The following is a 25,560-nucleotide window of genomic DNA, read 5'->3' on the forward strand; positions in this document are numbered from 1 at the left end:
AGCCGCACGCCGTGGCATGACCACTTATGGACACGACTGCCAGCCACCGTCTGCCCGCGTCGATACGCCTGATGTCGGGCCAAGAGCTGTGCGTCCGCCGCCGCGGGTGATGCCCCACCTGCCCGGGGCAGCCGACTCTACTTCTCGTTGTCCTCCACGTTGCTGCCCACGCTCGAAGAGCCGAAGTCCAGAACCTCGGCGACCTCGCGTCGGGTCTGTTCCGCGGTGAGTGCGGCCACCGCGATGACGTCGCCGCGCTCGGCTATCAAGCGGTCGTAAATCGGCGCAGCAGCTCTGTCAGTGGCATCCACGTCTTCGTCCGTTCTGTTCGGTGTGCTGGCATGAGTGTGAGCGGGGAGGTTCAGCTGTCACTCAGGACGGAATCGTCCTGGGGGCGGGCGCCGGGCAACTGGTGACGGGCCGCGATCAGGGCCGCGTCGATGTCACGGGTGCCGGTGGAGACACACAAGGTGTAGGCGACGTCCTCCATCCGCTGCCGCACGCGTGCGCTGTCCGCCCCGGAGGCATTCAAGGCCGCCAGGGCTTCATACTGCTCGATCAGGTCCCGCAGCACTGCGGGGTGGGCCATCAACATCAGGGGTTCTCCTTCCACGCTGCCACGGACCCAGAGGAGGTCGTCGCTCGGCTACCCGGTTCTCCGCCCCGCACGCCCCACAGCCACCATGGAGCCGGTGACGTCCCCAAGCGCCCTGTTCGTCCTGGGGCAGGAAGCCGTCGGCCCCGGATCTCTCCTCCTCGTCCCCCGGTGCCGACAGACCATCCTGGCCACCCGGCGCAGCGCCCCGCGGGGCGGCTCGATCCACAGCCCGTCCGCACCGGGTCCGCGCCACACAGCGGTGCGCGGTTCCCGAGTCGTCCCATCCCTCCGAGAGCTCGTACCGCAGGCGCCCGCTACTGGTTCTCGTCGAGCGTTCGCGCCTCGCCCACTCCCTTACCGTGGCCTTGGTACCGGGATCGGGCCGGGGTAAGGACCGCGCAACGGTCACGGCATCCCGTTGACCGGGGCTCAGGTGTGGAAGCCGGAGAGGCTCGGAAAGTTCACGTCCGCGTGCCGCAGGGGCGGCAAGCGGGCCGCGTTCTCGTCGCGTGCCGAGCGCGGACGACCGCCCCGCACGCATGGAATGCGTGCGGACTGCCGGTGCGGGTTGCGTGCAGTTGTCCGAGGAAGGGGGTAGACACCGCAGTAACCGAATGCCCGGCATATGCCGGGCGGGAGGGAAGCCGCCATGCCGATCGTCCGCCCCGCGCTGCCGGGACGACTGCAAGGGTGTGAGACACCGCCGGGACGTGTCCGTATGACCCGGACCGGCAGAGGCGAAAAGGATCCGCGCCGGATGTGCACATCCTCGTCCGCCTTGTGGCTGCCTGTCCGGGGTGCTCGCTCCCTGCCGGATGTCGGCCGTGGTTGACAGAGGTGTGGCAGCGCTGGCGTTGGTACGGCTGATGCAGACCAGCCACACCGCTACGCTCGAGCAGCTGCCGGACCTCATCGCCGAGCACGCTGCCGGCGCCGGAATGTACGACGCGGCCGTCTTCGTCGTCGACATCCGCGAGAGTGTGCTGCGTCGGCTCACGGGCAAGGGTCCGGATGCCGGGAACGACGGGCAGGAGTTCACCGTCCGGGGCAGCCTGCCAGGCCAGGCATATCAGCGCGTGGACCTGCTCACCGAGCCGACGACGGGCAACGCGCCGGATGGCCGGCGACGCTGGTGGGTGGCGGTCACCGACGGCGTGGAGCGTCTGGGCGTGTTGCGGACCGATACCGACACCGACGACGAGCCGACCCGCCAAGCCGTGCGCGATCTGGCGTCGATGACGGCCCTGCTCCTGCTCAGCAAGCGGTCCTTCAGCGATTCCTACGCGCGCCTGGTGCGTACCGAGCCGATGAACGTGGCGGCGGAGATGCAGTGGAATCTCACTCCTCCGCCCGCCTACGCCGGACATGACGCCACGGTGGGCGCGGTGATGGAACCGGCCTACCAGGTCGGCGGGGATGCCTTCGACTACGCCGTGGCCGGCAGCGTGCTGCACCTGGGTGTCTTCGACGCCATGGGTCACGACACCACTGCCGGGATCTCCGCGAACGTCGCTGTGGCAGCCTGCCGCCATGCCCGCCGCCACGGCGCGTCACTGGCGGAGATCGGTGAACTGGTGGAACAGACGCTGCTGGAGCAGTTCGGCGCCAGCCGCTACGTCACCGGCATTCTGGCCGACCTCGACATGGACACCGGGCGGCTGACCTGGGTCAACCGCGGTCATCCTCTCCCGATCCTGATCCGCGGGAACCGGTGGACGACCGAGCTGGCCTGCCCGCCGGCCGGCCCCATGGGCGCGGGCCTGGACCTGCCGGTGACCGTGTGCACCGAGCAGTTGGAGCCCGGCGACCGCCTGTTGTTGTACACCGACGGTGTGATCGAGGCCCGCGACACCCGGGGCAGGCAGTTCGGTCGGGACCGGTTCGTCGACTTCATCCGACGTCACCACTCCGGCCGACGTACCCTCCACGAAACCCTGCGCCGGCTGATGGCGGCCGTCATGGATCACCACGGCGGAAAACTCGACGACGACGCCACCGTCCTGCTCGCCGAATGGCGCGGCGGCCACCAGGACGAGTTGACTCCGTGAACCGCGGTCCTGCAGGACAGAAGCGTTCCGTGAGCACCGACCGACCTCATGCCCCTTACGGCTGGCAGGCCACCCTGAACACGCATGTTCACCCCGTGACCGCCGACCGTCACCTTGTAACGGTCGCGGGTGATCTCGACCTGTACACCGCCCGCCGTCTCGCCGACGCCCTGCAGCCACTCCTGCAGCGTGAGGGCCAAGCGGTACTCGCGGGCCTGCCCGGTGTCACCTTCCTGGACTCCACCAGGCTCACACGTCTGATCACCGCCTACCGCACCGCCCGGAGTGCCGGCGCCCACCTCGCACTGGTCGCACCCGGTCAACCCGTGCAGTGCATGCTGGAACTGGTCGGCGCCGGTCAAGTCCTGGCCGGTTGTCCCACACTGGACGCCGCCTCGCACTGACCGGTTCGCGCAGCCGCCTTGGAACGCTCACCTGACGGATACGGGCAATCGGACGGGTTCATCCCCGGGTGGTGGCGCCGACGCGGGCATGCGGTACCGGAAGACGCCGTCATTGTGGAGTGCTGTGAGCATGACGCCTTCGCGCAGGGCCCAGGGACAGAGCACGACTTGGTCGAGCTCGAGGCAGCGCATGGTGGTGTGGGCGATGATTGCGCCGGCCAGAGACTGGCGCGCACGTGCGGGTGAGATGCCGGGCAGCCCGGCACGCTCAGGGACGGGCAACCCGGCCAGGGTTTTCACCGCGGCCTTGAGGTCGCGGCGGGTCAGGCGGCGAGGTACGAAGGGCCCTTCACGGCCGGGGGCGGCTCCGCACAGGCGGCCGAGCTGGTGAAAGGTGCGCGAGGTGGCCACGGCGGTCCGCGGGCCCTCCCACTGGACGCGGGTCGCGACGTCGCGCAGTTCGTGGCGGACCCGCCGCCGCACCCGCCGGAGCGCTTCGGGATCGGGGACAGTGTCACGGGCCAGGTACTCCCGGGTGAGTCGGCCGGCCCCGAGCGGCAGCGAGACGGCGAAGAGGGGCGACCTGCCGCGGCCGAAGGCGACCTCTAGGGAGCCTCCTCCGATGTCGAGGAGGACCATCGGCCCGACCTGCAGGCCCATCCACTGCCGGGCGGCCAGGAACGTCAGCTCCGCCTCCGTCACGCCGGACATGACGTCCAGGACCAGGCCCGTACGGGCGTGCACCTCGGCCAGTATTTCCTGCTGATTGGGTGCGTCACGCACGACGGCGGTGGCGAACGCGAACAGCTCGGTCACGCCCCAGCGGGCCGCCTCTTCTTTCATTTGGGAGAGTGCTCCGACCAGCTGCTCGACGGCGTCGTGGCCGAGCCGACCGTCGCCCGTGGCTCGCTCGGCGAGGTGCAACCGCCGCTTGCTGGTGTGCACGGGCAGCGGCGTGCCACCGTCCTCATCGGCGATGGCCAGCCGCACCGTGTTCGAACCCACCTCCACAATTCCGGGTCGCATAGACAAGTGGGTACCCGATGACCAGGCGGTATGCGTGCAGACCGGTGATCGTCAGCCGGCTTCCCCGGTGCGCCGATCTCACCCGTGCCCCTGGCTGGAGGGAGACCGGGATGAGAGCGGGACGAGTGCTGTGGACGCGGTCGGGGGGCGTCGCCGACTGCGTAACGGTGCCGGTTCAGACGTTCCGGTTTCGGGGTTGACCGAAGGGAAACTCCGGGAGGAAATCTGACAAAGCAGGTGATGTCACCGTCGGCTCCGTACCTCGGATGGGCGGCGGGGTACCAGGGCGTACGAACGGAGGGTCCATATGAAAGCTGTCGTGTGGCACGGGCTGGGGGACATACGTCTGGACGACGTGCCGGAGCCGAAGATCAAGGACCCGTACGACGCGGTCGTGCGGATCACGACCTCTGCCATCTGCGGCACGGATTTGCACTTCGTCCGTGGCACCATGCCCGGCATGCGGAAGGGGCGGATTCTCGGTCACGAGGCCGTCGGCGTCGTGGAGGAGGTGGGGTCGGGAGTGCGTAACCTCCGGCCCGGGGACCGTGTGGTGGTGCCGTCGACCGTTGCGTGCGGGACGTGCAGCTACTGCCGTGCGGGCTACTACGCGCAGTGCGACAACGCCAATCCGCAGGGTTCCCGTGCGGGCACCGTGTTCTTCGGCGGCCCGGAGGCGGCGGGCGGGCTGGACGGGCTGCAGGCCGAGTACGCCCGCATTCCCTTCGCGCACGTCGGACTGGTCCCGCTGCCGGACACGGTCGACGACGCGCAGGCCATCCTTCTGTCCGACATCTACCCCACCGCGTGGTTCGGGGCGAGGCTGGCCGAGATCGGTGACGGCGACACCGTGGCGATCGTGGGTGCCGGGCCGATCGGGCAGGCCGCCGTCGCCTGCGCCCGCCTGCGGGGCGCGGGACGGATCATCGTCGTCGACGGCATGGCCGACCGGCTGGAGCTGGCCCGCGACCAACACGCTGAGACGGTGGACTTCAACGCCGAGGACCCGGTGCAGACCGTGCTGGAACTGACCGGTGGCATCGGCGCCGACCGGGTGATCGAGGCCGTGGGCGTGGACGCTCAGCGGCCCTCTGGAGGACCGGCCGCCGACGCGCTGCGCGAACAGGCCGGACAGTTCGACCACGAACGGGACGAGGCCGCCCCCGAGCAGAACCCGGACGGGAGGACGTGGGTGCCGGGTGACGCCCCGACGCTGGCGGCGCGCTGGGCCGTGCAGATGGCGGCGAAGGCCGGCACGGTCGGCACCGTGGGGGTCTACCCTCCGCAGGTCCAGCACTATCCGTTCGGCGAGGCGTTCATGAAGAACCTCACGCTCAAGCTGGGCAACTGCAACCACCGCCGGTACGTGCCCGAGCTGGTGTCGATGGTCGCGGCAGGCCGCCTGGACCCGACTCCGCTGATCACCCGCTGGGTGGGTACAGAGGACGCGGTCGACGCCTACCGCACCTTCGACCGGCGGGAAGCGGGCTGGACGAAGGTGGCGCTCGGCGTGGCCGGCGACGGCTCGGTCGCTCCTGGCTTGGGCGAGGCGGCCGGTACCGGCGCCGCCACCACCGCCGGTACGCAGGGACCGGTGGCGACGAATCAGGAAAGCGGAGGCGACCGGCCATGACGGCCGAAGCGGGCGAGAAGGCGCAGAAGACGGGAGACTTCTACTGCGCCGAGTGCAGCGAGAAGGTCCATGTGAAGCAGGGCGACAAGATCCCGTCCTGCCCCAACGGCCACAAGGAGTTCCAGACCCGCAGGAACGAGCCGGGCAACAAGTCCTGAACGGAGTCGGCCGGCGGTATACGGCTCCGTTGGGAGTGGCCGTCTTGGGGGCGCGGCACATGCCCCGCGCCGCTGTGGAAGGAGACCTGCCACGCCGGGCGCCGCTCCGGTGTCATCCACGCCGAACAGGGGCGCAGCCCTTCTTCCGGGCCGGACCCGAGGTCCAGATACCGACCCCGTTCCGTGGATCCCCGTCCATTCGTCATCTCGCCGCAGGGTGCCCCGCAGGTATGGATGGGGTGGCCGCAGCAGTAACACCTCCGTGTGGCTCCCTGCCCGCCTCCGCAGTCGTCCGGCGACGGCCACGCCCGGCAGCCACTCACACATTCCGCCCCGTGCGCCTCGCGTTTCCGACAGGAGATCCGGATGACCACCCAGCGTCCGACCGTCCCACAGAGGCCGCGTATCGGAGTGCTCGGTTCGTACGGCGGCCTGAACACGGCTGACGAGGCTATCCTCACCTGTGTCCTCACCTGCCTGCGCGCCCACCGCCCGCAGGAGCGGCTGGTCGTCCTCAGCCGCGACGCCGAGCACACCCGCGCGCACCAGCCGCTCGCGGACGAGGTGGTGGCCTGGGAGGGCGTCCCGCACCGGATGCTGCTCGAGACCCTCTCGGGCCTGGACCTGCTGGTGCTCGGCGGGGGCGGCATCCTCTACGACGACGAGGCACACCGCTACCTGCGCCTGGTCAGGGCGGCGCAGCTCGACGGCGTGCGGACCTTCGCCTACGCGGTCGGCGCCGGGCCCCTGCGCGAGCCGGACGACCGGGAGGCGGTGCGGACGGTGCTGTCCGCCATGGACGAGGTCGTGGTGTGCGACGAGGAGACGCGGCTCGTCCTGGAAGAGGCCGGCCCCGAGCGGGACGTCACCGTCACCGCCGACCCGGCGCTGCTGCTGCCGCCGGAGCCGTTCACCGCACGGATGATGGCCCGCGAGGGCGTCCCGGCCGGTGCCCGCCTGGTGGGGATGTCGGTGCGGGAGCCGGGCCGGGCGGCGGAGCACCTGAACGAGGGCGACTACCACGCGCTGATCGCCGGCGTCGCCGACTTCCTGGTCCGTCGCCTCGACGTCCATGTGCTCTTCGTGCCGATGGAACGCCAGGACGTCCGGCACGCCCACGCCGTCCTGTCCAGGATGGCGGCACCCGACCGGGGCCGGACTCTGAACGGCGCCTACAGCCCCGGACAGATCCTCGGACTGATGCGCCACCTGGACCTGGTCGTCGGCATGCGCCTGCACTTCCTGATCTTCGCGGCGCTCGCCGGCCTGCCGGTGCTGCCCCTCCCCTACGCCGGCAAGGTGTTCGACTTCGCCCGTCGGCTGGGCGCCCCCATGCTGGTCGGCGTGGCACGCGAGCAGTCCGGGCTCCTGCTGGCGGAACTGGACGGGCTGTGGGACGAGTTCCCGCAGCGCCGTCCGGAGCTCCTCGCACGCGTCCGGGACCTGCAGGACCTCGCACGAGGGACCGGTGTCCGCTGCGGGCCCTACTCGACGACCTCCACAGCCACACCGGTGGAGCGCCGGACCCGGTACGAGTGCGACCGCTTCTGGCCGTGGACAAGACGTGAGAAGGACGGAGCAGCACCGCCGGGAACCGAGGCCGCGGCCTCCGCGATCCTGCACGGTGACTGCGACCGCGGTTTCATGATCAGGCAGAGAGCGAAGGACACGGTGGGGGAGGCACTGTCGGGTAACCGGCACTGTGACGACCGGCCAGATACCACCGACGACAGTAGTCGGTTCGGTGGAGAGCGCCCGCAACAGGTCGCCGATCCGAGGGTCGGGCAGGGAAGGGGCGGTGTCGGCCGGCCGACCGGGTCGTGCCCGTCGATCACCGGCAGGCGCCGTACCTCATGTGCGGCCCTCGTGCGCAGGATCTTCTGCGCGTCGTCGGCGCCGATGGTGACGGCATCGCCCTGGGCCGGTTCTCCGGCCGGACAACTGGCGGGGCCCTTGCCCGCGCCGAGGACCTTCATCACGGTGTCCCGGCCGGTCGGCATGTCCTTGAGCTTGTTGTCGGTGCCGCGGCCCGGCAGCGCACCGACCCCGAGGTCCTTCCTTGCGGGCCGGGGACGGCACTGTCTCCTCGGCACCGCCGCACTCGGCCCTGCCGCCATGATGTGCCGCGCCTGGGGCGAGGTCGCGGACCGGATGCGGCACGAGCCTTCCCACGCGGCACCCGACGACGGAGCGGCGTTCACTCTCCGCTCGTCCTGGGACGACGGGCGGCAGTGACCACCGCCGGTGCCGGTAACCCTTTCCCGCCGGCTGAGCTTGGCGATTCGCATGCGGGTTACCCGGCCGGCATGACCGACACACGGCCTCTCGCCCTGATCACCGGCGCCTCCGCCGGAATTGGATACGAACTGGCCCGGCAGTTCGCCGAGCACGGCTACGACCTCGTGGTCAACGCCGAGGACGAACGGCTGGACTCCGCCGCGCGCAGCCTGCGGGAGACGGGCGCGCGGGTACGTCCCGTACGCGCCGATCTGCGGACCCGCGAGGGCGTGGAGGAGTTGCTCGCCGCAGTCGACGGACTCACGGTCGACGTCGCCGCCCTCAACGCGGGGGTCGGCCGGGGCGGCGCCTTCGTGGACACCGACCCCGCCGACGACCAGGCCGTCATCGATCTGAACATCACCGCGACCGTCCGGCTGGCCAAGCCGCTGCTGCGCGCCATGCTGGCGCGCGGCGCGGGCAGGATCGCCTTCACCTCGTCCGTCGCCTCGATGATGCCCGGCCCCTTCCAGAGCGTCTACAACGCCTCGAAGTCGTTCGTGCAGTCCTTCGCCGAGGCGCTGGACGAGGAGGCCCGGGACACCGGCGTGACGATCACGTCGTTCATGCCGGGAGCGACGGAGACGGACTTCTTCCGCAGGGCGGGGATGGCGGACGACACCCGGATGGGCACTTCGCGGAAGGACGATCCCGCACAGGTCGCCGAGCAGGCGTTCACGGCGATCGTGAAGGGCGAGAAGAAGGCCGTCACCGGGTCGCTGAAAGCCAAGGCGATGGGTGCGGCGGGGAAGGCGCTGCCGGACAGCGTCAAGGCGGCGGCGCATCGGAAACTGGCGGAACCGGGAACCGGCAAGGACGCCGGGCCCCAGGAATGAGAGGTGAGCGGGACGACGTGCCGAAAGCGTGGGCTCACCCCGCCACGGTTCGCTCGGCGAACGCCTCATGCCCCACCCTCCGTGAACCGGCCGCGCCCGGAGAACAGCAGGCCGTCCTTGACCCGGGTCACCGACTCACCCGGAGCGCCCGACCCTGTCATCGTCTCTCCGAGCTCGACGGTCGCTTGAGTCACAAGCCGCCGAACAATCCCCGCCGGGCGCCTGCGGCAGTCTGCCGAAGACGGGCACGCCCTGTTCCTCGAGCACTGACTTCACGATGCGCCGACCGACCGCCCATACGGCTCCATACGCTCCTCTTCCTGCTGTTCGTCATGCGTGAAGAGATGATCCACCGTCAGGCGTCCGGAGGGGCACTCGCACGCGAGCGAGATCGGGCGGACGCGGCGACGATGCCGACTCAGGAGTGAAGGACCATGTGGGCGTCGCCGGTGTCCGCTCTCTTTTCGAGAGGGCGACGCACCGGTGCGCCGCGAGTGATCACGCACCGTACACGCCGAGACGGCTGTGCATACGGCGGGCATGCGGGACGACACCGGCCACGATCCCCATCGCCGCCGGTTCGTCCATAACAAGGACGGCGGACGCCGGCATGCAGGCGTGCACAAGTTCGCTGTTGCGCGTCGGACAGGACAGGCCCGCTGATGCCGGGATCGTCATGCATCACGAGAATCAGCGCAACCCGCTGGCCTCCAGGCGGCGCACCTGAGGCGGACCGTGTCGCCCGTTGCTCCGGCGTCCGGTCGCGACGCCCTGCCCGCCTCGCGCTCCGGGCGCCTACGCGTCGTCGGTGGGGGGGCGCCGGGCGGCGCGGCGGCGCAGGCGCAGCGGCAGCACGTACCAGCAGAGGCCGAACCACAGCATGACCCCGCCGACGAGCACTTCGGCGAGGACGCCGGGGACCACGAAACGCAGGATGAGCAGCAGCGTGCAGCCGATGGTCAGCGCGAGCAGGACCATGCCGCACATCATCAGGCGGCAGGCGGCCTCCACCACCTCGTCCTTCATGCGCTGGCCGGACAGGAAGCGGTGGATGGAGACGGGTGCTATGAGCGATCCCGTGGCCGAAGCGCCCAGGACCACGGTGAGGACGTAGATGACGCGGTCCACCGTCCCCAGTTCCCGGAACAGCGGGGTGAAGGCCACGCTCAGCAGGAAGCCGAAGAGGATCTGCACACCGGTCTGGGTGACCCGCGTCTCTTGCAGGACCTCGTTCCAGCGGCGGTTGACCCGCTCACGCGGTGACTCCGGCGCCTCGGCACTCGACCCCGGGCCGTGGCCGTCGTGGTGTGCGCAGCGAGCGGTCTCCTCCTCCGCCGGCTTGGCCGACTGCTCCGTCATCGTCATGGCATCCTCCCCGTCGCAGGACCACCGTCTGCCCCGTCTCCGCCGCCTTCATGCAGGTCATGGGCGCGATAAGGCTGATCCGACGACTGCGGCCGACGGGGGCGCCACGCACGACGACTTCGTGGCCGGGATGGGGCGTCATTCCAGCGCGCGGTGGACGAGCGCGTCGTAGGCTCCAGGATCGTCGTCCTCGACCACGGGATAGCCTGCGCCGGGATCACCCTCCCAGCGCAGGCCGATGCCCGGGTTGTGGACGTTCGAGCCGTCCGGGAGGAAGAAGTGCGGGCTGCCCTGGACCTCGTCGCGGTGCTCCCGGTAGTCGCGCATCATCGTCCCGCGCGCGCTCCCCGTGTCGAGGGCCTCGGCCAGTGCGTCGGTGTCCACCCGGTCGCAGCCGGAGGCGATGTCGAGGATCTCGTGGTGCAGCGAGATGCAGCGGCTGTCGCGGAAGAACGCGAGGCGCAGCGCCATGTCCAGTTGCTCGGCGGCCGCGTACGACTGGGCCTTCGCGGCGTGCACGGCCTCGTTCGCCGGGGCGACGGTCACCGGCCAGGCCGACGGGTCCTGCTGCCATGGCTTGAAGCCGAGCTCCGGAGCCAGGGGCCCCACGACCGGGATCTCGGCGTCCAGGTAACGCTTCGGAATGGGGAAGCGGTTGATGTCCTCCAGCAGGAAGAGACGGTGGTCCACCCGAAGCCGGTCCTGCGCCCGCGCCCGCTCCCGGGCGGCGTACAGCCTCGCCAGCCCCACCGTGGACCACGCGCACGCCACGTCCGTGTAGACGACTACCGTGCCAGGCGCCACTTCGATCGTCATGACCTCTCCTTGTGTCCGGGGCCGCGCCGCTGACCGGCTGCGCCCTGATACGTGTCCCCAGGAGTACCCCTCTGCTCGGGGCCGGCACTGCCGTCCGGATTGTCGGACCGGCTGGCGCGGCGTGTGCAGTGACACGGCGACCGGCCCGGTACCGACCGGAAACCGCCGACCTCAGAGGCACGTCGAGGTTGCGGGGACTACCGGCCCGGCACACACCCCACACTGACCGGACTATCCGCTCCCGACCTGACCGACGGCGGTCGAAAGAGTCTCACCCTGGCGTGTGGACCCAGCGGAGCAGTTTCGATCCCGGAACGCGTTCCCCTGTTGCGGTTGGGGGAAGTGGTGCTGCGGACGGGTCAGCCCCGGGAACCCGCCGCAACGTGGTGGCTTCCGGCCAGTCCCGCGACCGCCAGGGTGACCCAGCCCGGAGCGCTGACGGCCGCCCCCGCCCGGCGGGCCCGTCCGGGAAGGGCAGTGCCGAACAGAAGGGCGTGGGCCTTGGCCCTTGATCTTGGATGCGCGAGACACTGGATCCTGAGGATTTGAGAACGGACATCTTGTGGTCATGAAGAACTGTCCGCCGCAGTCCAAGGCGGACTCGGTCGCGCTGTACCAGTCGTGGCCCGAGGCGACGATCGGGCAGGTCGCTGCCGATCTGGGGAGCAACCCGGAGACTTTGCGGAACTGGGTGAGGGCGGCCGGTGCGAGTCGGCCCCGCGGGCGCCGGACGGAGGTGCCGGCCAAGCCACCGACGCCGTTGGAGGCGGAGAACGCCGCTCTGCGCAAGAAGGTCCGTGAGCTGGAGGAGGAACGCGAGATCCTGCGCAAGGCGGCGAAGTATTTCACCGGGGAGACGCGCTGGTGAACCGCTTCCAGTTCGTCGCCGACCACCAGCGCCGCTACGGCGTGAAGCGGCTGTGCACCATCCTGGGCATCGCCCGCTCCAGCTTCTACTACTGGCGCCGCACGGCCGCGGACCGGGCCGCCCGGCAGGCGGCCGACGCCGCTCTCGCCGCACGGATACGGGCCGTGCATCGCGAGTCGGACGGCACCTATGGCGTCCCCAGGATCACCGCTGAGCTCCGCGAGGCGGGCGAGCGGGTCAACCACTGGGGGTACCCCCGCTCGCGGGGGAGGATCGCGCGCGTGATGCGCATCATCGGCTTGGCAGGCGTGCGCTTGCGTCGCAGGCACCGCACCACTGTTGCGGACCCGGCCGCGGTGAAGGCCCCGGACCTGATCGGCCGCGACTTCACGGCACGCAAGCCGAACACGAAGTACGTCGGTGACATCACCTATCTCCCCGTGGACGGCGGGAAGTTCCTCTACCTGGCCACCGTCATCGACCTCGCCTCACGCCGCCTGGCCGGCTGGGCGATCGCGAACGCCGGCGCCCTGGGCGTGCCAGACGGCGATGTCCTCCCGTTCGGGAAACGATAGGTAGCGCCCGGACACCTCATCAGGAAGACACGGATTCACGCCGCCAGCGTGCCGGAACCAGCGGAATCCCACCGGCCCGGACACCCCGGCAGCACTGCACGCATCCTCGGTCTTGGCACCCCGGGCGATCGCCGTCCAGAACCTGACCCTGTCCTCACGCCAGGCCACCGACGGCCTGCCCGGCGACGGCATCAATCCCCGATACGCACGAACCTGCTTGTGCCGCTCCACAGAGCCCATCGCTCCACCTCTCGATCAAGGTGTTGCGACGAGCAGTTGAATCCGTCCAGTACACCAGCCGGGCCTTCGCCGACGCCTGCCGCCAAGCCGGCGTCCGTCAGTCCATGAGCGCGATCGGCAGCTCGGCCCGCAACGCACTCGCCGAGTCCTTCAACGCGACCTTCAAACGCGAGACGCTCCAGGGCCGAAAGCGCTGGTCCAGCGAGCGCGAGGCCCGCCTCGACGCGTTCCGCCGGCTGCACCGCTACAACACCCGACGCCGTCACTGGCCCGATCATGATTCACTGACCCGGGCACCGCGGCGCCCCGCGCCTTCGCTCCCATGCAAGCCCGGCCGCCCGCTCAGTGATGAGGGCGGCCGGCGTCGCCGTGTACGCCGCTCCTATCGCCGACCGCGACCGTAGCGCCGTAGCGTGGACGGCCGGGTTCCGTTATGTGGTCGACGTGAACCTCGGCCTCCAAGAAGTCAGGCTCCTCGTGGCAGAGCCGGGCTGGGCAACCGGAGACGACGCCGACCGTGACCGGCTGCCGAGCGCATGAGAGCGGCTGAGGAGCCCGCCGCGGCTGGTACCTCACGCTTACGCGCTGAGAGGCCGCTCATCCGCCTGATGCATCATCAGGTAAGTCAGCAACAGGTCAGCACCAGTCCCCGACCATTCCGAAATGGCCACCCGAAGAGCCGCCGGATCAGCGCTGTCGTAGCAGCGGGGCTCTCGTGAAAGTGCAGGCGGAAAGCATTGCCGTGAGATCGAACCGATGTTCCTGGACATCTTCGAGTTCGACGCGTGCCCGTGTACAGTGAAGACCGCCTTTGACCTGCAGAAAGCAGGCAGGGAGCCGTCCTTCAGGAGTCCAAAGTGCTGCGAACTCTGATCAAGTCCAAGATCCACCGCGCCACCGTCACCCAGGCCGACCTGCACTACGTGGGATCCGTGACGATCGACGCCGAGCTGCTCGATGCCGCCGATCTGCTGCCCGGTGAGCTCGTGCACATCGTCGACATCACCAACGGGGCGCGGCTGGAGACGTACGTCATCGAGGGGGAGCGCGGGTCCGGGGTGATCGGGATCAACGGGGCCGCCGCCCATCTCGTCCAGCCCGGTGATCTGGTGATCATCATCAGTTACGCTCAGGTGACCGACGCCGAGGCGCGGGCGCTGGAACCCCGGGTGGTGCACGTGGACGGTGACAACCGCATCGTGGCCCTGGGAGCCGATCCGTCCGAGCCGGTGCCGGGGTCGGACCAGGAGCGCAGCCCGGGGGCCGTCACCACGGCCTGACCGGCGCAGACCGAGGCAGGAGCGTGACGTGGCCATGGGTGACATCGAGATCCGTGACGACCGGGCGGCGGGTCGGCTCGAGGCGGTGGCGGACGGCGGGGTCGTCGGGCGGATCGAGTACTTCGTCCTCGACGCCCCCGGGCGCGCGCTCGTGCCGGTGCACACCGTCGTCGAGCCCGCCCACGAGGGCAAGGGCATCGCGGGCTCCCTCGCCCGAGAGCTCTACGCCATCGCCGCCCGCGAGGACAGTGCCGTCGCCCCGCTCTGCCCGTACGTCGCCAAGTGGGCCGAACGCCACGCCGACCAGGCTCCGGCGGCCGGGCCGGAGCTGATCCGGGCGGCGAAGGAGTGGCTGGCGGCGCACCCAGGGCGGTTCTGAAGCCCCCGTACCCGCACCGCTGCACACCTCACCCGTTCACGTGCCGGTCCTCGACGCGCCGCGCGACGAGGACCGGCACGGGCCGGAGTTGTGACATCTCGTCGCCGGGAATCCGAGGGCACGTTCCGGCCCGCGGTGGCGCTGATCGAGGAGACCCATTGCGCCGGCTGGTCCGTCGAGGGTGCCTGGGAACGCTTCGAGGCGGATGATCCGACGGGGTGCGTACGCCGCCGACGTGGTCACCGGCGCCGACGCGATCGTCCTCGCCCAGGCCTCCGTAACCCCGGCCGAGCGGCTCACCACGACTCCGGTGCCCGTGCTGTCCAGTCCCTGGTGAGGCTGTGCCGGCTGCTCTCCCACTGCAACTGCGCGAGGCGTCGGAACCTCTACTGCAACCAATGGGTTGCAGTAGCCGCCGGTACGTGCAACCCTTGTGTTGCACGACAATCGACGAGGGAGGTTCCCGTGAACGACACCACCTACACCGACGCGGAGCTGGCCGAGCTCGACCGGATCGCCCGGCAGATCGACATCGACGCCCCCGCCGAGCGGGTATGGGAGCTGGTCGTACGGCCCGGCTGGTACATCAATGACGGCGTGGTCGAGGCGGAGCCGGACCTGCGCCACGAGGGTGACGTGACCGTGGTGCGCCATCCGTCGCTGGGTGAGTTCCGGTTCCGGACGGTGGAGCTGGACAAGCCGCGCTACGCGGCGTTCCGCTGGACAGGAACTCCTTACCGGGACGACTCGACGCCCTCGACCCTGGTCGAGTTCTGGATCGACGAGCGGGACGACGGCGGGGTGACCCTGCGCGTGGTGGAGAGCGGGTTCTCCAGCCTCGCCGACGACCCGGCGGCATGGCTGAAGGAGCGCGAGGGCAACGACAAGGGCTGGCTCACCGAGCTGACGGCCGCGAAGGTGTTCGTCGAGAAGAGCGCGCAGGCCCCGGCGAGGCGTCCGTGACCGCTTCCGCTCTCCCCGTCGTGTGCGCCGCGCTCGGCGACGCGACGCGCTGGGAGATACTCACCCGGCTCGGCGAGGGCCCCATGTCGGCGTCCGCGCTGGCCAGGGCCCTGCCGGTGAGCCGACAGGCGATCGGCAAGCACCTGGAGGTGCTGCGCGAGGTCGGGCTGGTCGAGTCCGAGCGGCGCGGGCGCGAGGTCGTCCACCTCGCCGTCGGCGCCCGGCTCGGTGCGCTGGCCCGCGAACTCGACCGGATAGGCCGAGACTGGGAGACACGTCTGCTGCGGATCAAGGAACTGGCGGAGCGTCCCGGACCTGACCCGGCCACCTGACGGACCGCGACCTACGACGATGGGACATGATCATGAATGAGCATGACGACAGGCCCACGGACCGTGCCCCGGCGCTGCCCCCGACGGCCGACCGGGCCGCCTTCGAGGCCGAACTGGACCGGCTGCGGATCCGGGAGAAGGCGCACACCCGGGAAGGCGACGCGATCGCCGCCGCCCGGCGGCGGCTGCCCATGGTCGAGGTGGACGCCGGCCTCGAACTGACCGGGCCCGACGGACCGGTCACCCTGCTCGAGGCCTTCGAAGGGCGCCGACAGCTCATCGCCTACTACTTCATGTGGCACCACGGCCACGACGCGGCCGGGCAGTGCGAGGGCTGCACCTGGGTCACCACCCAGGTGCAGGAGCTGTCGTACTTCCACTCGCGCGACATCACCTACGCGGTCTTCTGCCAGGGGCCGTACGAGGAGAGCCGCCGCTACCGCGACTTCATGGGCTGGGACGTGCCGTGGTACTCGGCGGTCCCGTCCCAGGACGAACTCCTGACCGGGCGCCACGTCGGCATGATGCACATCGTGTGCTACCTGCGGGACGGCGACCGCGTCTTCGAGACGTACTGGACGACCCGGCGCGGCGTGGAGGCGATGGACTACAGCTACGCGCTCATGGATCTCACCGTGTACGGACGCCAGGAGCTGTGGGAGGACTCGCCCTCCGGCTGGCCCACCGTCCAGGGCACGCCCGTCGATGCCATCCGGCTGCGGAGCGACGGACGCCCCACCCCCCAGTGGTCGCGCATCGAGGCCGGCCGCTCCGACGACCTCACGCCCCGCACCTGACGCCCTGCCCCGGACCGGAGCCACCCGGCCCCCGGCCGTCACCCGGGCGGGTGACTGGAGAGGCGCCCGTCGGGTAGGCGGGGGAGTAGTCCAGAGCCGACGTCGACCGACAGGCCGGAGGACACGCGCCATGACGAACCCGTACCCGGACCCCGTCCCGCCGGGCCCCACTCCGGGCCCGGACCCCTCGCACCCCGAGCCCTACCCCGACCCGGTGCCCTCGCCCGGCCCGGAGCCCACCCCTCCGCCCCCGCCGCCGGGCCCCGGTCCGGAGCCGACCCCGCAGCCGCCGGGCCCGGGACCGCAGCCGCCCCCGCCGCACCCGGGTCCCCCCGAGCCGTCGCCCTCGCCGATCCCGCCGGGCCCCGAGCCGGTGCCGAACCCGGAACCCGGCCCGCCGCTGAGCTGACCCGGACGCGGCACGGAACAGGGCGGTGGACGACCGGCAGGCCGTCCACCGCCCTGTCGCACGGGGTGTTACGCCGTCACCTCCGAGCGGTCCCCGCCCCACAGCGTGTGGAACGAGCCGGCGCGGTCCGTGCGCCGGTAGGTGTGCGCGCCGAAGTAGTCGCGCTGGCCCTGGGTGAGCGCGGCCGGCAGACGCTCCGCGCGCAGGGCGTCGTAGTAGGCGAGGGCGGCGGCGAAGCCGGGGGTCGGCACACCCTGGCGGGTCGCCGCGATCAACACCTCGCGCCAGTCGTCCTGGGCGTCGGCGATCTCCCGCGCGAACGTCTCGTCCGACAGCAGGCTCGGCAGGTCCGCGCGGGCGTCGTAGGCGGCCCGGATGCGGTCCAGGAAGGCCGCACGGATGATGCAGCCGCCGCGCCAGATCGCGGAGACCGCGCCGAGGTCGATGTCCCAGCCGTACTCCTCGCTGCCGGCCGCGACCTCGTGGAAGCCCTGCGTGTACGACACGATCTTCGACGCGTACAGCGCCTGCTCCACCCGGTCGGCGAACGCCGCCGCCTCCGCCTCGCCCATCGGCGCGGCCTTCGGACCGGCCAGGGAGCGCGAGGCCTCGCGCAGCGCCGCGTGACCGGACAGGGAGCGCGCGAAGACGGCCTCGGCGATGCCGGACACCGGCACGCCCAGGTCGAGCGCGATCTGCACGGTCCAGCGGCCCGTGCCCTTCTGCTCCGCCTGGTCCACCACCACGTCCACGAACGGCTTGCCCGTGGCGGCGTCCACGTGCGACAGCACCTCGGCCGTGATCTCGATCAGGTAGGAGTCCAGCCGGCCGGTGTTCCAGGTGCGGAAGATCTCCGCGATCCGCGCGGGGGAGTACCCGGCGACATCGCGCAGCAGCTGGTACGCCTCACCGATCAGCTGCATGTCGGCGTACTCGATGCCGTTGTGCACCATCTTCACGAAGTGTCCGGCGCCGTCCGGGCCGACGTGCGTGACGCAGGGGGAGCCGTCCTTCGCCTTGGCGGAGATCTTCTCCAGCATCGGGCCGAGCGAGTCGTACGACTCCTTCGGGCCACCCGGCATGATGCTCGGCCCGTTCAGCGCGCCCTCCTCGCCGCCGGAGACGCCCATGCCGACGAAGTGGATGCCCTGCTCCCGCAGCGCCTTCTCCCGGCGACGGGTGTCCGCGAAGTGCGCGTTGCCACCGTCGATGATCATGTCACCGGGCTCAAGCAGCGGCGCGAACTCCTCGATCACCGCGTCCGTCGGCTCACCCGCCTTCACCATCACGACCAGCCGCCGCGGTCGCTCCAGCGCCGCCACGAACTCCTTGGCCGTCTCGGCCGCCACGAAGCCGCCCTCGTGCCCGAACTCCTCCACCAGCGCGTGCGTACGTGCCGCCGTCCGGTTGTGCACCGCGACCGTGTAGCCGTTGCGGGCGAAGTTACGTGCGAGGTTGCGGCCCATGACCGCGAGTCCCGTGACGCCGATCTGCGCTGAACTGCTCATTGGGGTGGCTCCTCATGAACTTGGTATCGGTACTGCCGAGTCTCGGTGCTGCCGGTCGATCTCCGCCAGTCCTGCCGTCGACCATCCTGACGTGCCGCACCTGCGCGCGCACGCGCGGGTCGTCGTGACACCGCTCAGGCACATACGCGCGGATGCCCCTCGCGCACTCAGCGGGCGCACGCACCCGCGTGCCCCCGCGGACGGACACACCCGCCCGCGCACGCTCCCCACGGAGCGCCAAGGGGGGCGCAACGGGCGAAAACTCCCGGCCACTTGGCGCATCCGTGCGGCTGATAGCCGTCTTGTCACGGCCAGTTCGCAACGCTTACTTTTGCCCCTCCTGACGCATTGTCGAGGGGGATTTCCATGGCCGTGCGCGGCCGGCACCGCCGGTATCAGCCGAACAGGATCAACCGGGCCTCGCTCACCGTCACCGCGGGCGGCGCCGGAATGGCGCTCCCGCTGCTGGGCACCGGCCCCGCCCAGGCGGCCGACGTGGAGACCTGGGACAAGGTCGCCGCCTGCGAGTCCACCAACGACTGGAACATCAACACCGGCAACGGGTACTACGGCGGGCTCCAGTTCACCCAGTCGACCTGGGAGGCGTACGGCGGCACCCGGTACGCGCCGCGCGCGGATCTGGCCACCAAGGACCAGCAGATCGCCGTCGCCGAGAAGGTCCTCGACGGACAGGGGCCCGGCGCCTGGCCGGTGTGCTCGGTACGGGCCGGACTGACCCGGGGCGGCGACACCCCCGACATCCGGCCGGCCACCGACAAGCCGGACGGAAACGAGAAGAGCGGCAAGAGCGGCAAGAAGACCGGCGGGTCCTCCGTCGAGGACGTCAAACCGCACACCACACCCCAGTCCCGCGCGGGCCGCGCCGAGATGTACACCGTCGTCCGCGGCGACACCCTCTCCGGCATCGCGTCGGGCGAACGGGTCGGCGGCGGCTGGCAGAAGCTGTACGACGCCAACCGCTCCACCATCGGCGGCGACCCCGACCTGATCATTCCGGGCCAGCGGCTCGCCCTGCCCGACGGGACGACGAAGGCGGCCGGGAAACCGGCCGAGTCGGACGGGAAGAAAGCCGGAAAGACCGAGAAGGCCGAGAAGGCCGAAGAGAAGACCGGGAAGAGGACCGAAAAGAAGAACGAGAAAAAGGCTGAGAAGAAGGCCGAGAAGAAAGCCTCCTCCCAGCGCACCGAGGACCGTGCGGACCGCGCCACCAAGACCACCGGAGGCTTGGTCGCCCCGGTCAGCGCCGCGCTCGGCACGCCGTACCACAAGGCCGGATCCGCCTGGTCGAAGGGCTACCACACGGGCGTCGACTTCCCCGTCCCCACCGGCACGTCCGTGAAGTCGGTCGGGGCCGGCACCGTCGTCAGCGCGGGCTGGGAGGGGTCGTTCGGCTATCAGGTGGTGGTCCGGCACGCCGATGGCCGCTACAGCCAGTACGCGCACCTGTCGGCGATCTCCGTGAGGAGCGGGCAGTCCGTCGGCGCGGGCCAGCGCATCGGCCGTTCCGGTTCGACCGGGAACAGCTCGGGCCCGCATCTGCACTTCGAGGTGCGGACGGGGCCCGGCTTCGGATCGGACATCGACCCGGTCGCCTACCTGAGGGCGGGCGGCGTCAGGATGTGACCCGCGTCCTGCGCCGGTCCACCACCGCCACCGGCACGTACGGGCCGCCGTAGAAGGGCGCGTACGACACCAGCGGCACCGGGGCGGAATCCGCGTCGTCCGGCGCGCCGCCCGGTGCCGGCATCCGTACGTCCTCGGGGAGTTCGAGCGCGGCCAGCAGCCGCTCGGCGGGGTCGGCGGCCGGCTGCTCGTCGGCCCCCGCGGGGACCGCCTCGGGCGCGGGCTCCGGTACGGAGCCTTCCGCCGCCCGCGCCTCCTGGTGCTCGCGTGCCAGCCGCTCCGTCGTGAGCAGGATCAGACCGCCGGCCGCCACCACGCCACAGCTCAGGGCGAGCGCCGTGCCCGTCGTGCCGTAGCGGAAGGTCTCGCCGAACATCGTGATGCCGACCGCGGCCGCCACCACCGGGTTCACCACCGTCAGCGTGGCCAGCGGGGCCGCGAGGCCGGCGCCCCGGTAGGAGGCCTGGGAGAGCAGCATGCCGGCCGTGGCCAGGACGCCGATCACCGCCAGGGACGGCAGGTTCGCCGCCGAGACCCCGCCGGTCCAGTCGACCGCGACGGTCTTGGTGAAGACGGAGGACATACCGAACGCGACACCGGACGCGGTGGCCAGCAGGATGCTGCGCACCGCGGGATGCCGGTGCGCGGCGCGGGCCGCGACCATCAGCGCCACGACCGCCCCGGCCGTCCCCAGCGCCGCCGCCACCCGCTGCGCGGTGTCCAGCGACTGCGCGTCGGACGCGCCGACCAGGGAGAGCAGCCCCGCGAGGCCCACCGTCGCCATGATGGCACCGCGCCACGCGGTCGCCCCGGCCTTCCGGCCGACGAACAGCGCGGCCATGGGCAGGGCGAAGACTATGGTCAGCGCGCCCAGGGGCTGGACGAGGCTGAGGGGGCCGTAGGCGAGCGCCACCACGTGGAGCAGTCCGCCGAGGCCGTTGAGCGCGACCGCCGCCCACCAGCCCGGCCGGCGCAGCGGTGCGTACTGCTGCGCGCCGGGTGAGGAGACCGCGACCTGCTCCTGCACGATCGCTCCACCGGCGTACGCCACGGCAGAGACGAACGACAGCAGCACGGACAACGCGAGGGCGCTCATCGGCTGCTCCTCTGCGTGAGGCCGGGGCGGTGGGCCCGGCACGGCGAACGGTCGGCTTTCATAACCAACACGATGCCGTGTCAGAGTGTTCCCGTCGTCGTCCCTGAGCACTCAATGGGTCCTACTGCCGATGGAGTACGACGGCGGCCCCGTCATCCCCAGGGTGGGTGCCCCAGGGTGGAGGGCCCCTGGTCGCCACCCCTAGGGGCCTTGGTACTACTGCACGTCGTGGACCTCGACCCGTCTCTCACCGCCCTTCACCGCCTCGGTGGTTTCTTCGTACTGCGCACGGTGGGAGTGGCCGACCGCTGCCTGCCCACGCTCGCCCAGGCATACGGACCCCGACCCCCGGATGTTCAGGGCGACTTCCTGACCTCGCGGGTGCGCAGGGTCGCCGGTGCCCTGCGCACCCCCGAGGCGCGGGTCGCCGCGTCGGTGGCCCAGCAGGGGCTCGCCGCCCGCCTGTGGTCCGTGGCCCTCGGCTCCGCCGCCCTGTACGGCGCCGTCCCCGACCTCGCCCCGCCGCTGCTGCGCTGGGACCCCGAGGGCAGCGCCCCCGACGACCTGTGGCTGACGGAGGTACGGCCGCTGCCCGGCGACGCGGCGACGGTCGCGGAGCTGGTACTGCACGGCCACCTCGAACCCCTCGCCGCGGCCCTGCGCTCCCGCCACCGCCTCGCACCGGGCCTGCTGCGCGGCAACGCCGCCTCCGCGCTCGCGGGCGCCGCCCGGGAACTGGACCGCTGGGGGCGCCGCCACGGCCGTACGGACGTCACCGCCCGCGCCCGCCTCCTGGCGGCCGAACTCCTCGCGCACCCCCTGCTCGCCGGGACCGGAACCCTCACGGGCACCGCCTTCCGGCGCCGCAGCTGCTGTCTGTACTACCGGGTGCCCGGCGGGGGCGTCTGCGGCGACTGCTGCCTCGCACGGCCGCCCCGCTCTTCCCCACGCGCCCCATCTGGGTGACCATGAAGGGAACGTCCGCTCAGACAGGGGGTTCACGGGTGCGAGTGGGACTGCTGACACGGGAGTACCCCCCGGACGTGTACGGCGGCGCGGGAGTCCATGTGGAGTTCCTCGCCCGGGAACTGCGGCCCCTGGTGGACCTGGAGGTGCACTGCTGGGGCGAGGGCGGGACGGACGGCGTGCTGCGCCACCGCCCCTGGAGCGCGCTCGACGGCGCCAACGACGCGCTGCGCACCTTCTCCGTGGACCTCGCCATGGCCGCCGCCCTCCAGGGCCGCGACCTCGTCCACTCCCACACCTGGTACGCCAACCTCGGCGGCCACCTCGCCAAGCTGCTGTACGGCATCCCGCACGTGATGACCGCCCATTCCCTGGAGCCCCTGCGCCCCTGGAAGGCCGAGCAGCTCGGCGGCGGCTACGACCTGTCGAGCTGGGCCGAGCGCACCGCCGTCGAGGCGGCCGACGGGGTGATCGCCGTCTCCGGCGCCATGCGCGACGACATCCTCGCCTCCTACCCGGCGCTGGACCCCGCCCGCGTGCACGTCGTGCACAACGGCATCGACACGGACCTGTACCGCCCCGACCCCGGCACCGACGCCCTGGACCGGATCGGCCTCGACCGCTCCCGCCCGTACGTGCTGTTCGTCGGCCGGATCACCCGGCAGAAGGGCGTGCCCCAGCTGCTGCGGGCGGTGCGCGGCATCGACCCGGCCGCGCAGGTCGTGCTGTGCGCCGGCGCCCCGGACACGCCCGAGATCGACCGGGAGTTCCGCGAGCTGTACGAGGAGCTGAGCCGGGTCCGCGAGGGCGTGCACTGGATCCCGCGGATGCTGCCGCGGCCCGAGGTGATCCAGCTCCTGACGCACGCCGCCGTGTTCGCCTGCCCCTCGGTGTACGAGCCGCTCGGCATCGTCAACCTGGAGGCCATGGCGTGCGGCACCGCCGTGGTCGCCTCCCGGGTCGGCGGGATTCCCGAGGTCGTGGCGGACGGCGACACCGGGGTACTCGTGGACGCGGACGACGACTTCGAGGCGGGCCTCACACGGGCGCTCGACTCGGTCCTCGGCGATCCGGAGGCGGCACGGCGGATGGGCGAGGCGGGCCGGGAGCGCGCGGTCTCGGAGTTCGGCTGGGGCGCGGTGGCCCGCCGTACGGCCGGGCTCTACGAGGAGATCCTCGAACAGGCTTAGTCCCGCCCGTCCGGGGCAGTGTTGGGAAAATTCGGCGTGAGGGGAGCGGCCGTGCGTCGTGGAGGTCCTTCGGTCCTGGGAATCGTGCTCGCGGGCGGCGAGGGCAAGCGCCTGATGCCCCTCACGGCGGACCGCGCCAAACCGGCGGTCACCTTCGGCGGCACGTACCGCCTGGTCGACTTCGTGCTGTCCAACCTGGTCAACGGCGACATCCTGCGCGTCTGCGTGCTCACGCAGTACAAGTCGCACTCGCTGGACCGGCACATCACCACCACCTGGCGGATGTCCAGCCTGCTCGGCAACTACGTCACCCCGGTCCCCGCCCAGCAGCGCCTCGGCCCGCGCTGGTACCTGGGCAGCGCCGACGCGATCCTGCAGTCGCTGAACCTGGTCTACGACGAACGGCCGGAGTACGTGGCCGTGTTCGGCGCCGATCACGTGTACCGCATGGACCCGCGCCAGATGCTCGCCCAGCACATCGAGAGCGGGGCCGGGGTCACGGTGGCGGGGATACGGGTGCCGCGCTCGGAGTCCTCCGCCTTCGGTGTGATCACGCCGGGCTCGGACGGACAGTCCGTGGACCGCTTCCTGGAGAAGCCCGCCGACCCGCCCGGACTGGCCGACGACCCCGAGTGCGTGTTCGCCTCCATGGGCAACTACGTCTTCACCACCAAGGCGCTCATCGAGGCCCTGCACCGGGACGCCGAGGACGAGAACTCGGTGCACGACATGGGCGGTTCGATCCTGCCCCAGCTCACCGAGCGGGGCGAGGCCGCGCTGTACGACTTCAGTGCCAACCACGTGCCCGGCGAGACCAGCCGCGACCAGGGCTACTGGCGGGACGTCGGCACGCTGGACGCGTACTACGAGGCGCACATGGACCTGATCGCCGAGCGCCCCGCGTTCAACCTCTACAACCGGCAGTGGCCCGTCTACACCCACTCCGGCCAGCTCTCCCCGGCCCGCTTCAACGCGGGCGGCATGGCGAGCGAGTCGATCATCAGCGCCGGCTGCCTCATCCGGGGCCAGGTCACCCGGTCCGTGCTGTCGCCGGGCGTGGTGGTCGACCCGGGTGCGGTGGTGCAGGGCTCGGTGCTGCACGACAACGTGCACGTCGGCCGGGGCGCGGTGGTGCGCGGCGCCGTGCTCGACAAGAACGTCGAGGTGCCGCCGGGCGCCACGATCGGCGTCAACCCGGAGCGGGACGCCGAGCTGTACACGGTGTCCAAGAGCGGGGTGATCGCGCTCGGCAAGGGACAGCTCGTGCCCTAGGGACGAAAGGGAGAGGCCCCTGGAAACCGCCTCCGCCCGCAGGGGCCTTTGTCATGTCCTTGGACGAATGACGGAACCCGTGCGCATCAGACGGCCCAGGACCGGTTCGCGCTTCTGCTGGCCGCCGCGCTGGGAGTCACCGGACTCACCGCGGCAGTCCCGGCCGCGACCGCGGCGGAGGACGATCCGGTGGAGATCCACGGCCTGAAGGCGCACAAGCGGCTCGGCTTCAGTTCCGTGCGCGAGCACATCAAGGTCGAACCGGACCGCTGGTTCTGCTGGGCCGACCGGCTCGGACTGCCGGCGTGGCAGGACGTGCCCGCCATGACGGCCGGGAAGAACCCGAGCAGGACAGGCCAAGGCCCGGGATCCCAGCCGGCTGGTCAGCAACCGGTCCGGGTTCGACCTGGGAGCCGACGGGAACGCCGGCGACATCATGGACGAGCACGGACGCCCCAGCCCCGCGCTGCCGCCCGGCCCGGACGGGAAGCGTGCCCTGGTCAGCGGCGAGTACGGCGGCCTCGGTCCCGCGGTGCCCGGACACGCCCGGTCCGTGCAGCAGTCGTACGCCGACGTCGACCCGGCGGCCTGCACCGAGGACCACCTCACCGAGCTCGACGAGGTGCGCGCGCTGGTGTGCCGGGGCGGCAACGGCGCCGTCTGCACCAGATCACGGACGTCGAGGGCGAGCTCAACGGTCCGCTCACCTACGACCGGCGCGTGATGAAGCCGGACGTGGCCCGGGTGAAGGCCGCCCACGAGGCCCTGATCCGGAACGCCTCACGGGTACAGCCCGCGGGCTGCCCGGCCGCGGAGGGCGCCGCGCGACGAACCTCCTCCGGTGGGCCGCGCCCGTCCGGGTGGCGTCCGTCACCCGTGA

The 25,560-nt window shown here is 71.2% G+C and carries 24 protein-coding genes and 4 pseudogenes; 19 read left to right on the plus strand and 9 right to left on the minus strand.

What is annotated here, in order from left to right; translation table 11 throughout:
* Positions 1–137 precede the first annotated feature (137 nt).
* Complete coding sequence (locus AMK33_RS42950) at positions 138–311, minus strand: hypothetical protein (RefSeq protein WP_167748589.1); 174 nt, start codon at positions 309–311, stop codon at positions 138–140.
* 50 nt (positions 312–361) lie between these two features.
* Positions 362–595: a DUF5133 domain-containing protein gene (locus AMK33_RS24955; protein ID WP_073935186.1), complete on the minus strand. Its 234-nt coding sequence runs from the start codon at positions 593–595 to the stop codon at positions 362–364.
* An 869-nt stretch (positions 596–1,464) separates the two neighbouring features.
* On the opposite strand from AMK33_RS24955, the gene AMK33_RS24960 reads away from it, so the two are divergent.
* Both AMK33_RS24960 and AMK33_RS24965 read left to right on the plus strand, forming a co-directional pair.
* Positions 1,465–2,646: a PP2C family protein-serine/threonine phosphatase gene (locus AMK33_RS24960; RefSeq protein ID WP_383460744.1), complete on the plus strand. Its 1,182-nt coding sequence runs from the start codon at positions 1,465–1,467 to the stop codon at positions 2,644–2,646.
* A 95-nt stretch (positions 2,647–2,741) separates the two neighbouring features.
* On the plus strand, positions 2,742–3,050 hold the full coding sequence (locus AMK33_RS24965; protein ID WP_235618191.1) for an STAS domain-containing protein: 309 nt from the start codon (positions 2,742–2,744) through the stop codon (positions 3,048–3,050).
* A 27-nt stretch (positions 3,051–3,077) separates the two neighbouring features.
* On the opposite strand, the gene AMK33_RS24970 is transcribed toward AMK33_RS24965, so the two are convergent.
* A complete protein-coding gene (locus tag AMK33_RS24970) occupies positions 3,078–4,076 on the minus strand; it encodes a Ppx/GppA phosphatase family protein (RefSeq protein WP_073935189.1) in 999 nt (332 codons plus the stop codon).
* Positions 4,077–4,383: 307 nt separating this feature from the next.
* Here AMK33_RS24970 and AMK33_RS44750 point away from each other — a divergent pair, with 307 nt between their 5' ends.
* The 4 genes from AMK33_RS44750 to AMK33_RS24995 all read left to right on the plus strand — a co-directional run bounded on the left by AMK33_RS44750 (position 4,384) and on the right by AMK33_RS24995 (position 8,980).
* The gene (locus AMK33_RS44750; RefSeq protein WP_073935190.1) at positions 4,384–5,709 is read left to right on the plus strand and encodes a zinc-dependent alcohol dehydrogenase; all 1,326 of its coding nucleotides are present in this window, start codon (positions 4,384–4,386) and stop codon (positions 5,707–5,709) included.
* Positions 5,706–5,867 (plus strand): zinc ribbon-containing protein, encoded by a 162-nt coding sequence (locus tag AMK33_RS24980; RefSeq protein WP_073935191.1) that lies wholly within the window; start codon positions 5,706–5,708, stop codon positions 5,865–5,867. The genes AMK33_RS44750 and AMK33_RS24980 overlap by 4 nt, the downstream gene beginning before the upstream one ends.
* Before the next feature lie 366 nt (positions 5,868–6,233).
* Complete coding sequence (locus tag AMK33_RS43995) at positions 6,234–8,102, plus strand: polysaccharide pyruvyl transferase family protein (RefSeq protein ID WP_235618192.1); 1,869 nt, start codon at positions 6,234–6,236, stop codon at positions 8,100–8,102.
* Positions 8,103–8,173: 71 nt separating this feature from the next.
* Positions 8,174–8,980, plus strand: coding sequence for an SDR family NAD(P)-dependent oxidoreductase (locus AMK33_RS24995; RefSeq protein ID WP_073935193.1), 807 nt, complete (start codon positions 8,174–8,176; stop codon positions 8,978–8,980).
* Positions 8,981–9,478: 498 nt separating this feature from the next.
* Here the strand turns inward: AMK33_RS24995 and AMK33_RS42255 are convergent, their stop codons facing one another.
* From AMK33_RS42255 to AMK33_RS25005, 3 genes are all read right to left on the minus strand, one after another.
* The gene (locus AMK33_RS42255) at positions 9,479–9,658 is read right to left on the minus strand and encodes a hypothetical protein (protein WP_143203864.1); all 180 of its coding nucleotides are present in this window, start codon (positions 9,656–9,658) and stop codon (positions 9,479–9,481) included.
* 117 nt (positions 9,659–9,775) lie between these two features.
* On the minus strand, positions 9,776–10,345 hold the full coding sequence (locus tag AMK33_RS25000; protein ID WP_073935194.1) for a DUF6328 family protein: 570 nt from the start codon (positions 10,343–10,345) through the stop codon (positions 9,776–9,778).
* A 138-nt stretch (positions 10,346–10,483) separates the two neighbouring features.
* A complete protein-coding gene (locus AMK33_RS25005; RefSeq protein WP_073935195.1) occupies positions 10,484–11,161 on the minus strand; it encodes a DsbA family oxidoreductase in 678 nt (225 codons plus the stop codon).
* Positions 11,162–11,723: 562 nt separating this feature from the next.
* Here AMK33_RS25005 and AMK33_RS45245 point away from each other — a divergent pair.
* A pseudogene (locus AMK33_RS45245) lies at positions 11,724–12,550 on the plus strand (IS3 family transposase); the annotation flags it as partial.
* Here the strand turns inward: AMK33_RS45245 and AMK33_RS44005 are convergent.
* Positions 12,542–12,844 (minus strand): annotated as a pseudogene (locus tag AMK33_RS44005) (helix-turn-helix domain-containing protein); the annotation flags it as partial. The pseudogenes AMK33_RS45245 and AMK33_RS44005 overlap by 9 nt on opposite strands.
* 47 nt (positions 12,845–12,891) lie before the next feature.
* Here AMK33_RS44005 and AMK33_RS44010 point away from each other — a divergent pair.
* The 7 genes and pseudogenes from AMK33_RS44010 to AMK33_RS25050 form a co-directional block, all read left to right on the plus strand.
* Positions 12,892–13,110 (plus strand): annotated as a pseudogene (locus AMK33_RS44010) (integrase core domain-containing protein); the annotation flags it as partial.
* 591 nt (positions 13,111–13,701) lie between these two features.
* On the plus strand, positions 13,702–14,124 hold the full coding sequence (gene panD, locus AMK33_RS25025; RefSeq protein WP_073935197.1) for an aspartate 1-decarboxylase: 423 nt from the start codon (positions 13,702–13,704) through the stop codon (positions 14,122–14,124).
* Positions 14,125–14,158: 34 nt separating this feature from the next.
* Positions 14,159–14,503: a GNAT family N-acetyltransferase gene (locus AMK33_RS25030; RefSeq protein ID WP_073935198.1), complete on the plus strand. Its 345-nt coding sequence runs from the start codon at positions 14,159–14,161 to the stop codon at positions 14,501–14,503.
* Positions 14,504–14,708: 205 nt separating this feature from the next.
* Complete coding sequence (locus AMK33_RS44755) at positions 14,709–14,840, plus strand: hypothetical protein (RefSeq protein ID WP_268817384.1); 132 nt, start codon at positions 14,709–14,711, stop codon at positions 14,838–14,840.
* Positions 14,841–14,968: 128 nt separating this feature from the next.
* Entirely contained in the window at positions 14,969–15,466 is a 498-nt protein-coding gene (locus AMK33_RS25040) for an SRPBCC domain-containing protein (RefSeq protein WP_073935199.1), read from the plus strand.
* Entirely contained in the window at positions 15,463–15,798 is a 336-nt protein-coding gene (locus tag AMK33_RS25045) for an ArsR/SmtB family transcription factor (protein ID WP_073935200.1), read from the plus strand. Before AMK33_RS25040 ends, AMK33_RS25045 begins: the two co-directional genes overlap by 4 nt.
* A 32-nt stretch (positions 15,799–15,830) precedes the next feature.
* Positions 15,831–16,595, plus strand: coding sequence for a DUF899 family protein (locus AMK33_RS25050; RefSeq protein ID WP_073935363.1), 765 nt, complete (start codon positions 15,831–15,833; stop codon positions 16,593–16,595).
* 477 nt (positions 16,596–17,072) lie between these two features.
* Here AMK33_RS25050 and gndA read toward each other — a convergent pair whose 3' ends face one another.
* On the minus strand, positions 17,073–18,512 hold the full coding sequence (gene gndA / locus AMK33_RS25055; RefSeq protein WP_073935201.1) for an NADP-dependent phosphogluconate dehydrogenase: 1,440 nt from the start codon (positions 18,510–18,512) through the stop codon (positions 17,073–17,075).
* A 366-nt stretch (positions 18,513–18,878) separates the two neighbouring features.
* Here gndA and AMK33_RS25060 point away from each other — a divergent pair, with 366 nt between their 5' ends.
* A complete protein-coding gene (locus tag AMK33_RS25060) occupies positions 18,879–20,156 on the plus strand; it encodes a transglycosylase family protein (protein WP_073935202.1) in 1,278 nt (425 codons plus the stop codon).
* Here the strand turns inward: AMK33_RS25060 and AMK33_RS25065 are convergent.
* Complete coding sequence (locus AMK33_RS25065) at positions 20,146–21,252, minus strand: DMT family transporter (RefSeq protein WP_201263078.1); 1,107 nt, start codon at positions 21,250–21,252, stop codon at positions 20,146–20,148. The two genes, AMK33_RS25060 and AMK33_RS25065, sit on opposite strands and share 11 nt — an antisense overlap.
* A 210-nt stretch (positions 21,253–21,462) precedes the next feature.
* Here AMK33_RS25065 and AMK33_RS25070 point away from each other — a divergent pair, with 210 nt between their 5' ends.
* From AMK33_RS25070 to AMK33_RS40555, 4 genes and pseudogenes are all read left to right on the plus strand, one after another.
* Positions 21,463–22,218, plus strand: coding sequence for a (2Fe-2S)-binding protein (locus tag AMK33_RS25070; RefSeq protein WP_235618193.1), 756 nt, complete (start codon positions 21,463–21,465; stop codon positions 22,216–22,218).
* Between the two features lie 38 nt (positions 22,219–22,256).
* Positions 22,257–23,408, plus strand: coding sequence for a glycogen synthase (gene glgA / locus AMK33_RS25075; protein WP_073935204.1), 1,152 nt, complete (start codon positions 22,257–22,259; stop codon positions 23,406–23,408).
* A 51-nt stretch (positions 23,409–23,459) separates the two neighbouring features.
* The gene (gene glgC, locus AMK33_RS25080) at positions 23,460–24,680 is read left to right on the plus strand and encodes a glucose-1-phosphate adenylyltransferase (RefSeq protein WP_073935205.1); all 1,221 of its coding nucleotides are present in this window, start codon (positions 23,460–23,462) and stop codon (positions 24,678–24,680) included.
* A 174-nt stretch (positions 24,681–24,854) separates the two neighbouring features.
* Positions 24,855–25,490 (plus strand): annotated as a pseudogene (locus AMK33_RS40555) (glycoside hydrolase family 2); the annotation flags it as partial.
* Positions 25,491–25,560 lie beyond the last annotated feature (70 nt).

The sequence above is a fragment of the Streptomyces sp. CB02400 genome (assembly GCF_001905725.1).
In the GTDB taxonomy this organism is placed as follows: domain Bacteria; phylum Actinomycetota; class Actinomycetes; order Streptomycetales; family Streptomycetaceae; genus Streptomyces; species Streptomyces atrovirens.